Source organism: Chryseobacterium salviniae, assembly GCF_035819015.1.
Taxonomy (GTDB): Bacteria; Bacteroidota; Bacteroidia; order Flavobacteriales; family Weeksellaceae; genus Chryseobacterium; species Chryseobacterium salviniae.
This window is the reverse complement of record NZ_JAYLAA010000078.1, coordinates 1-8,770: the sequence shown is the minus strand read 5'-3', so window position 1 is coordinate 8,770 and position 8,770 is coordinate 1. Positions and strand designations below refer to the sequence as shown.

Annotated in this window: 9 protein-coding genes and 1 pseudogene; 1 reads left to right on the top strand and 9 read right to left on the bottom strand. The window is 34.7% G+C overall.

Going from position 1 to position 8,770, the window contains the following annotated elements; genetic code table 11:
* The 5 genes from SOP96_RS19780 to SOP96_RS19760 form a co-directional block, all read right to left on the bottom strand.
* Positions 1-191: hypothetical protein (locus SOP96_RS19780; RefSeq protein ID WP_326322594.1), on the bottom strand; the 191-nt coding region annotated here is incomplete at its 3' end.
* A gap of 31 nt (positions 192-222) precedes the next feature.
* Entirely contained in the window at positions 223-1,002 is a 780-nt protein-coding gene (locus SOP96_RS19775; RefSeq protein WP_326319550.1) for a transposase, read from the bottom strand.
* 669 nt (positions 1,003-1,671) lie between these two features.
* Complete coding sequence (locus SOP96_RS19770; protein ID WP_326322593.1) at positions 1,672-2,532, bottom strand: tyrosine-type recombinase/integrase; 861 nt, start codon at positions 2,530-2,532, stop codon at positions 1,672-1,674.
* Positions 2,501-3,325 carry a tyrosine-type recombinase/integrase gene (locus tag SOP96_RS19765; RefSeq protein WP_326322584.1) on the bottom strand — a complete coding sequence of 275 codons (825 nt, stop codon included), beginning with the start codon at positions 3,323-3,325 and terminating at the stop codon, positions 2,501-2,503. The genes SOP96_RS19770 and SOP96_RS19765 overlap by 32 nt, the downstream gene beginning before the upstream one ends.
* 154 nt (positions 3,326-3,479) lie before the next feature.
* On the bottom strand, positions 3,480-5,777 hold the full coding sequence (locus SOP96_RS19760) for a CHC2 zinc finger domain-containing protein (protein WP_326322585.1): 2,298 nt from the start codon (positions 5,775-5,777) through the stop codon (positions 3,480-3,482).
* Positions 5,778-5,925: 148 nt separating this feature from the next.
* Between SOP96_RS19760 and SOP96_RS19755 the strand changes: the two genes are divergently transcribed.
* Positions 5,926-6,291 (top strand): helix-turn-helix domain-containing protein, encoded by a 366-nt coding sequence (locus tag SOP96_RS19755; RefSeq protein WP_326322586.1) that lies wholly within the window; start codon positions 5,926-5,928, stop codon positions 6,289-6,291.
* Between the two features lie 285 nt (positions 6,292-6,576).
* Here SOP96_RS19755 and SOP96_RS19750 read toward each other — a convergent pair whose 3' ends face one another.
* The 4 genes and pseudogenes from SOP96_RS19750 to SOP96_RS19735 all read right to left on the bottom strand — a co-directional run bounded on the left by SOP96_RS19750 (position 6,577) and on the right by SOP96_RS19735 (position 8,696).
* Positions 6,577-6,855 carry an EF-Tu C-terminal domain-related protein gene (locus tag SOP96_RS19750; RefSeq protein WP_326322587.1) on the bottom strand — a complete coding sequence of 93 codons (279 nt, stop codon included), beginning with the start codon at positions 6,853-6,855 and terminating at the stop codon, positions 6,577-6,579.
* Positions 6,856-6,864: 9 nt separating this feature from the next.
* Positions 6,865-7,662 carry a hypothetical protein gene (locus SOP96_RS19745; RefSeq protein WP_326322592.1) on the bottom strand — a complete coding sequence of 266 codons (798 nt, stop codon included), beginning with the start codon at positions 7,660-7,662 and terminating at the stop codon, positions 6,865-6,867.
* Positions 7,663-7,671: 9 nt separating this feature from the next.
* Positions 7,672-7,824: pseudogene (locus SOP96_RS19740) on the bottom strand (RHS repeat-associated core domain-containing protein); the annotation flags it as partial.
* Positions 7,825-8,207: 383 nt separating this feature from the next.
* Entirely contained in the window at positions 8,208-8,696 is a 489-nt protein-coding gene (locus SOP96_RS19735) for a transposase (protein ID WP_411911999.1), read from the bottom strand.
* Between the last annotated feature and the right edge of the window lie 74 nt (positions 8,697-8,770).

The following is an 8,770-nucleotide window of genomic DNA, read 5'->3' as shown; positions in this document are numbered from 1 at the left end:
CTATAATATTGTGCATTATGCATCAACCCAAAAGGATAATAATTGTTTACCCCCTCTGCTTCGCCGGGTGTAATATAGTTGTTGCATGCCATACTGCCATCGGGAAACGTCTGGCAATTTTCAATCACAATATCTCCTGTTACAATACCATCTCCATTAGCATCACTATAGCTTAAACGTATGTTCCCCAAATGATCCGTAAAATTATAATAATGAAGTTGTTTAAACTTTTAATTTTTTGATTAGTTTAAGAGAAAACGCCAAAAAGTGCATATTCTTCCAGGTAATATCCAGTGTTTCAAATCTTATCAGCAAAGCCTTGAAGCCGTCTAACCATGCATTTGCCTGCTCTATTTTAAATCTGTTTTCGTACAGCTTTTCATCAAAATAATGATCATTATCTACTGTTTTTCCATTCCGGGGATTGGTTTTGATGTTGCCTGTTATTTCCTCCATTTCTAATTTCTGTCTTAAACTTTCACTGTCAAATCCCGAATCTGCATTCAAAAAAAGACCCTTATGAGAAATTTCCGCTTCCGACAAAATTTCAATAATCTCGCCCATAACATCTTCTATTTCATATAAATCGTGATGATTTCCGCTTCTGGGATTTCCCATCGAAAGCATTTGACCACGATTGTCGCAAAGAAAAATCATGTTGCTGGTTTTCGCAGATTTCCTGCTTTGATACCCTGTGGATTCGCCGCCCATTCTGCAACGGGTCTGGCTTCCGTCGAGTTGAACACAAGACATATCCAGCAACCGCCTGTTACGATTCAAAAGATGAACCCAAATATTCCTGAAACTGCCATCCTTGCTCCATTTATTAAAAAAATAATACACATTTTGCCAGCTTATCTTTTCTTCCCCAAAATAGTCTTTTAAAGAAATCTCACGCCACTGGCAACCGGTTTTCAGCCGTTTTATAATGGTCTGGATTATTTTTACCACGTCAAACTTTGTAGAAAATCCCCTTTTTCCTTTGCTTAAATGGGGTAAAATCCATTTCTCTATTTTATCTTTGCTGATGAGTTCCAGATTATTAGTTTTTTTAATTGCAATCCAAAATTGCTAATTTTCTCGGAACTTTTTTTCTAAAATAAGTTTAAACAGCTTCAACTTTTAAAATCAATAACACAATTTCTAAAAGCTTTAACTCCTTTTTTAGAAGTAGTAATCATTCTTTATCTTTTTATGGGTAAATAATTGTATTATTGTCGCTGTTGTTGTAGATGTGGACTTGTGGGAAAAACTGCGCCTGGATTCAGTCCGGATTTTTCCACAAATCCACATTTCTGTTCTTTTACCAACTTCATTTTCTACGGATAACTTTCAAAAGCGATGGCGCATTTTTCCTTGATTCGGGTGGTTGCAGCGGTGGAGAAAAAGGTATTTTTCGGAGCTGGGAAGATTCGGGGAAGCGTTGGCTAAAAGCGTTGGATTGTGCGGGCTTTGCCCAAACAAAAGGAAAGCATTTTACATAATCTCAAATTATAGGCAATGAGGGATTTGTGCGCAGTGAAGCTTCAGCGGAACGGAGAACAACGTTTTGCGGCTGCTTTGCGTATAATTTTGATTATGTAATTTGCTGTGGCTGTTTTGGGTGGGAGAGTTGGAGGGTTTTGAGCGTCGGAGAAAATGTCTTTTTTATTCGGAGGGCGGGATTTTAACTCAAAATGCAAGCGGATGGAACTGATTAATCGCTGTTTGTAATGCGTTGATTCCGGTTTCTCTGTATTTCTCGGTTGTATCTGCGTGTTTGTGACCTGCAAAACATTGTACTTTTCTTAAGTTTTCGCCCTGGTCTAATTTCAGTTTGATAACGCTTTGTCGGATTTTTACGCTTGTCAATTTCTTTGTAAAACCTTTCTGATAAGTTGATACAAGATAGTTGATGTCGTCTTTTGTAATTGCTGACCCAAGTTTATTCAGTAGAAAAAAAGAAGTTTTTTGCCTTTCTAATTTCTCTCTTTCTTCCTGTAAATATTGATAAAACAACAATATTTGTTCTGCTTTTAAATCTAATATTCTTTCGTTGGTAATTCCTGATTTTTGAACTTTTATTTTTGCATTTTTTAAATCTAAATCTTCGATTTTCAGTTTCTCAATATCTCCAACTAATAACGCTTGATTTACCAGTAAACTCATTATGATTTGGTTTCTTTTTTCTAATATCGGATACCGTTCTTTTCTCGGTTCTAAAAGCTTTTGCAGTTCTTTTTCTGTGAGCAGTTCCTGTAATTGGATTGGATTCTCTTTGCCGTCTTTTATCCTGATATTTCTTGCAATATTTGTTTTTATCTTTCCTGTTTCTACTAAATAATCGTAGTATTTTTTTATCGCATAAACCGTTCTTTTTACGCTTTGTGGAGTATAGCTTTTTCTTAAGTATTCTACATATTCCATTAGATTCTGATAGCTCAGTTTCTCCGGATTTTTATTATGCTTTTTAAACTTTTCTATTTCGTAGAGATAGTTTTTTACAGTTCCTCCAGATAGTTCATTTTGCAGATAGTTTTCCAGTTCCATCATTGATTCTTGTGTAGATTTGAGTTGTTCCTAAATATTGATGTCCTAAAAAATCCCTCACTTTTTCAAGCTCCATTCCCTGTTCCAGAAGTTGTGTAGCAATTGTATGCCTTAAACAATGTAATGTAAATCCTTGATTATTCAACTCTGCTTTTTTGAGTAACTTTTTAAATTCTTCGTAGATTCTTGTTGCTGTAATGTTCAATAAATATTCTTTTCCTTCAGATGAAAAAATAAAGTCTTTAATATCTTTCTGAACTTGTTTTGTAAATGGAATAACTCTGCGCTTTTTACCTTTTCCTTTTTTGATGTAGAGTAGATTATTTTCTAAATCAATATCCTTAATCTTTAGTTCTGATGCTTCGCTTCTCCTCATTCCGCACGCATAACACAGATGTAATATGATGGTTTGTAATGATGTGCTTTTATTGTATAATCTTCTGATTTCTTCGTCTGTAAATACTTTTCTCTCTTCTGATTTCGGAGTTTTAATTTTCAGCTGGTAAGGATTGAGTTTTATGGTTCCGGATCTTTGTAAATATTCAAAGTAGAGTTTGATGGCCAATGCAATAGAGTGGAGATAGTTATCACTTAAAGCCTTTTTAGTTCTCGGGCTTATGACCGTTTTCAGATAACTGTAATACTCTAAAATGTCCTGGCTTTGTACTTCAAAATTTTCTTTCCGGATATATTTTAAAAACTTTGCAATCTGCTTTGGATAGGAGTTTATAACGGTTTTACAATACCCTAAATTCTGTAATTCTTTTCTAAATTGTAGTATATTTTCTTCATCCATTTGTATTAGTATGATTGTTTTGCTTACTCAATATTTTCAATTTTTCCGAACAATAACCAACTTTTCTTTATTCATCGTGCTTTGTCAGTAATCTAGCGTTCGTTTTGCTTCCGTTTAGCGTTCGCTTGCGTTCGCACCTTGTAGGTGAGGCAATTTATTTTTTCTTCTTTAGTTCTTCTAGTTGCTTTGTAAAAGCTTCCTTTAAATCTTTCCTAACTTTCTGAATATTATCACTATAAGAGATTTTATACTTAAATCCTTTATTTGCATAACCGATTTGTTTTAAATACTCTAATCTTACCAATTCGTTCAGATAAAACTGTAATTGTGTTTTCTTAAATCCTGTAACCTCCATCGCATCGAACCTTGTAAAACTATCTTCTTTGAAGGCTTTCTTTAGTTTCTCAAAAAACTGTCTCAGACTTCCGTCTAATTCGTCTATTTTTAAAATAATACTCTCGAATAATATTTCTACTGCATTTTCTATATCTTCAATTTCTGTAATTAAAAAGTTGTCTTTTGTTTCTCTTTGATATTGATGTATAATAGTAATTTGCTTAATGATGGATTGAAACATTTCATTTAAACGCCTTTTATTTTTCACATTATTCGGCAGCTGTATCTGTGTTGCAAACGGATTGATTACCTCGTAATGTTTTAGATTTTTAACGATTTTCTGTATAAAGCTTATCGCTTTTTGCTCTTCGCTTTTGTCGACTTCTCCGGCATTTCTGCGGTTCTGATAATTGATAATTTTCTCGGTCTGCTCCTCACTTTCATTAATGGCGATAATAAAACTCCGGTTCATATTATCTTCGTAGGTTTCTCCTTTTGTGGTTGCACTTAAACTACTGAACTGTCCTTTTACAATCTTATGAGAAGATTTATTATTTCCTTTTTTATCCTTGATGGTGACCGAACTTCTTAATACCTGGTTTGATATAAATTCTCTCAGCGCATACAAAGCATCTTCTTTTAAACCGTCCAAATCTTCTATTATTATAATCTTTTGGAACAGATCAAATTCTCCCCAATTGTACAAACTTGATTCTGTAATTCTTGTAAATCGGAGTACATCTTCCTGTGGCATCAAGTCTGCAATCCTGCTGATAATATGGGTCTTTCCGCTTCCGGAACTTCCCTGGACAATTCCGTGTAAGGGGCTTTTATTTAAGTAACTTATCGTAATCAGGAACAATAATAATCGGCTGTTTTCTTCTCCGATGATTCCTGCTTTTTCGATGAGCTGATTTAAAGATTTTAGTAAGTCTTTTTGTTGTAAAAATTCTGCTGCTGTTTTTGGTTCTGCTTTTGGAGATTCTTCCTTCGTCAGAATGACAGTGCGCTTGTCATTCCGAGGAATCGAGGAATCTCCTTCAGTTGAAAGAAAAATATCTTTCCGATTACTCAGTAATTCTGTAAAGATACTTTCATCGTGCAACTGCAAAGTTTCGTTGACATCATTATTCGGCAACTCTACGCTTGTAATTTTAACATTGTTACATTGTTCCATTATTAGATTGCTACATTTGGCGACAGCCATTTTTCCTGCTTTATCCTGGTCAAAACAAAAGATAATTTCCTCCAGTTCCGGAAGATCTTTTATTGCTTGTAAAATTTCCTCGTTCAAGCCATTCGTTCCGAAGCAGGCCATTAGCGAATAGCTATTAGCAATTGGATTTATCTGAAGTAAACTTGCACAATCGATAATGGCTTCCGTTAATATCAGTTTTTTGGTGTCTTTTTTTGGATATCCCGGATAAATTCCGGAGCGGTTCTTCAGATAAAAATGGCGGGATGTTCCCGCAGCCAATTTATTATCGTTAGGCTCTAAAATGCTTCTTCCGTAAATGCTTACAATTTCATTATCTCTGTTTTTTAAAGGAAAAATAATACACTTATTGGCAAAAACCTGATACGCTTTTTCTTTGGTTCTGTTGTTGACGAGTCCTTTGTCTAATAGTAATCCTATTTCTAAAGCATTGTTTATCAGTTCTCCGGTTTTTCTTTCCCCATGATGGAACTGCCCCGAGTTGTAGCCGATTTCTAAAATGCTATTATCCAGATTTCTCTTTTCCAAATATTCCTTTGCAGGCTTGCTGTTGCTTATCGCATTCCTAAAGTATTGGAACATATTGGTAAGGAACTTTTCTTTACTTATCTCTTGGTTTCCGGAACCTGGATTTAAAATCTCTTCAGCTTTTTTTATCGCTTCGTGCTTTGATAAATTTTCTTTGTGCATTATAAAATCGATCACATCCATACTTTTGCCGTGCGTTTTGCAATTACTGCTAAAACAATATGCTGTCTGCGTTTTGTAATAGATCTGCATTGATGGCGTTTTATCTTCGTGGAACGGACAGCACATTTTATTGTTCTTATCAGGTTTTAAACCGTAATAATGCAGAACATTTGCAATTGATAACTGGGATTTTATTTCTGTAATCTCCATAAATAGAGGGTTTAATTTATTTTGTGCCTATTTGTCTATTGCAAATCTATAAATTAATTTCCTTTTAGTCAAATAATTATTTTACTATTTGGATATTATTTGTTATTTATGGACTTTTTGGATATTTTTGTTTGTAAATATTCTGACAATGGATTTAGGACAAAATATAAAAGCACTAAGAGAACAAAAAGGACTTTTGCAAAAGCAAGTCGCTACAGAAATAGGTTTGGGGATTTCTCATTACAATAAGATTGAGAACGGACAACGTGAAGCTTCCGTTGAGATGCTTGATAAACTGGCTAAATTTTACGGTGTTTCCATTGACCAGATTGTACATCCGGATAATGAAGTTCCTACCGAAGTTGTGGTAGAAGATAAAACCCTGATAGAACAGGTAAGGTTAATAAATGGACTGGAAGAAAAAGATAAAAATGTAATCTTCGCTATGCTCGAAACAATGATTACCAAACAAAAATTTAAAGATTTCTTTAATAAAAATGTAGCCGCTTTATAAAACAAACCCACCGCAATTGCAGTGGGTTTGTTTTATCCGCTCAAAGTCACAGACTTTGCGCAGCGGGGGAAATGCTTACTACCAAAAAATTCAAAGACTTCTTTGATAAAAATATTGCTGCGCTATAAATACAAAACCCACCGCTTTGCGGTGGGTTTATTTTTTCTACCGGCACGAGCGGGACGCTCGCGCTAGCGAGGGGAAGGAAGTTTTTTTGTATCATATTTTGTTGAAGTTTCCGAAGAAAGATAAATAAAAAAAGCCACCAAATTCGATGGCATGATTTTAAATTTCTATTATTTCAATTTCTCCTAAAGGTTTTTTAGATTCTGTAAATAGAATCTTTTCTCCCACATGGAGCTTGTTTCCAAAGTAATCATCAGATATAAATTCAATTTCAACCTCAGTTTCTTCACCTGGATACACCATCTTTTTTTCAGAAGATAGCATAATTCTACCTGATACTAGACTTGTTGAATCAAAATCAAAGAGAGGTCTATACCCATTCTGAAATGGGGTTTCTCTACCTCCTTTATATAATAATAATTTTGCTCTAATTTTCATAATAATTTATTATTTAGCCACAGGGCTATATTTTAAAGCCTCTATACTCTTTATAGCTCGAAGTTGATTTGCAGGAATTGAAGTTGCAGGTAAACCATCAGCAGTAAAATTAGTAGCAGATTTCATAACTGCATTTGGAACTTGTACTCTTATAATTGTCATAGGCGTTTGATCCCAATTATACAACCATTTTCCAAATTGAGAAGCATTTGATGCACTATTTGTAAAAAGTTTACCTGTTTCGTATCCTGCGCTAGAAACTCTCAATGCCCCACTTGCAGAAATATCACTTAATTCAGCAGGTGATACAGCTCTATACAATGTAGTCCCTGTAATTCTTCCATAACCACCTGCTGCAAACCCACTTGCTACATCCCTCATTTGCTCAATATGACCACTATTCATTAGTCTAAAAGTTCTATCAAGTCGAGATTCTCCAGCATTATAGTTAGGATTATCACGATAAGCTCTATATTGTTCTAAAGGATTAGGGTTAGAACTTTCTGCCAAAAATGAATGCACACCTTCTGAAAACATACTATTTGTAGAACCCATAATAGTTGTTCCTCCTTCTGTAACTGTATCTGAACCTGTATCTAAAACAGTTCCTGAAGCATTAGAGACTGTACCATTGTCATGGAAAGTATATTGCGACAATACCCCTTCGCTATTACTTGTAGTAAGTGTACTACCTTCACCAAGATGTTGTGCTGATTCTCCATATTTACCAACTGCATCCGCCTGAGACTTTACAGATGCATCAAAAAATACCTGACTACCTCTTTTTATCCAATCTTCCCCTTGCATACCTGTTGGGTCTATAATGTTGATTGGATTGTTATAAGTATATCCATAGGGGTCTAAGGTTGTAGAACTTAAAGGGTCATGTGTTCCAAATCTCCCAATATCCGGCATATAGAATCTCGCCCCATAATCATACATTCCCGTCTCCTGCAGTTCTTTGCCGTTGTACTTATAATTGTATAATCCCGCTCACATTTTCCAAAACTTCCTACTCCGGATTTTCTCGCGCGAGGCTTTACACTGTGATCGTCTGCTCTCGCTCGCTTATTTCAAATATAAAAATTTAATTCAGTTGAAAAATAAAATTCCGTGTAGATTTTTATTTCAATTGAAGAAAATAAATTTTGGATTGCTTATAAATAGGGACTTAAAAGCGCGTCACAACTTTTTTTTGACAGCAATTATATTTTTGTCAAAAATTAAATATGAGGGTAAAATCTGCAAGTAACTCACTTCATTTTGTCAAAATAAGAGGCTTGACGATCTCTACCTTTGTTTTTATTAATTAAATTTTATTTGTTATGAAAATATTTACTAAACGAAGTTGTTTAAACTTTTAATTTTTTGATTAGTTTAAGAGAAAACGCCAAAAAGTGCATATTCTTCCAGGTAATATCCAGTGTTTCAAATCTTATCAGCAAAGCCTTGAAGCCGTCTAACCATGCATTTGCCTGCTCTATTTTAAATCTGTTTTCGTACAGCTTTTCATCAAAATAATGATCATTATCTACTGTTTTTCCATTCCGGGGATTGGTTTTGATGTTGCCTGTTATTTCCTCCATTTCTAATTTCTGTCTTAAACTTTCACTGTCAAATCCCGAATCTGCATTCAAAAAAAGACCCTTATGAGAAATTTCCGCTTCCGACAAAATTTCAATAATCTCGCCCATAACATCTTCTATTTCATATAAATCGTGATGATTTCCGCTTCTGGGATTTCCCATCGAAAGCATTTGACCACGATTGTCGCAAAGAAAAATCATGTTGCTGGTTTTCGCAGATTTCCTGCTTTGATACCCTGTGGATTCGCCGCCCATTCTGCAACAACTTTGTAAGACATTTTTTCTTCAGGATTTTTAGCAAAAACATTAATGGTTGCATCCTGAGTAAG

Coding starts and splice junctions, on each gene's coding strand:
- SOP96_RS19770 (WP_326322593.1), bottom strand. CDS start 2,532: ATGATGGAACTGGAAAACTATCTGCAAAATGAACTATCTGGAGGAACT.
- SOP96_RS19765 (WP_326322584.1), bottom strand. CDS start 3,325: ATGGATGAAGAAAATATACTACAATTTAGAAAAGAATTACAGAATTTA.
- SOP96_RS19760 (WP_326322585.1), bottom strand. CDS start 5,777: ATGGAGATTACAGAAATAAAATCCCAGTTATCAATTGCAAATGTTCTG.
- SOP96_RS19755 (WP_326322586.1), top strand. CDS start 5,926: ATGGATTTAGGACAAAATATAAAAGCACTAAGAGAACAAAAAGGACTT.
- SOP96_RS19750 (WP_326322587.1), bottom strand. CDS start 6,855: ATGAAAATTAGAGCAAAATTATTATTATATAAAGGAGGTAGAGAAACC.
- SOP96_RS19745 (WP_326322592.1), bottom strand. CDS start 7,662: ATGCAAGGGGAAGATTGGATAAAAAGAGGTAGTCAGGTATTTTTTGAT.
- SOP96_RS19735 (WP_411911999.1), bottom strand. CDS start 8,696: ATGGGCGGCGAATCCACAGGGTATCAAAGCAGGAAATCTGCGAAAACC.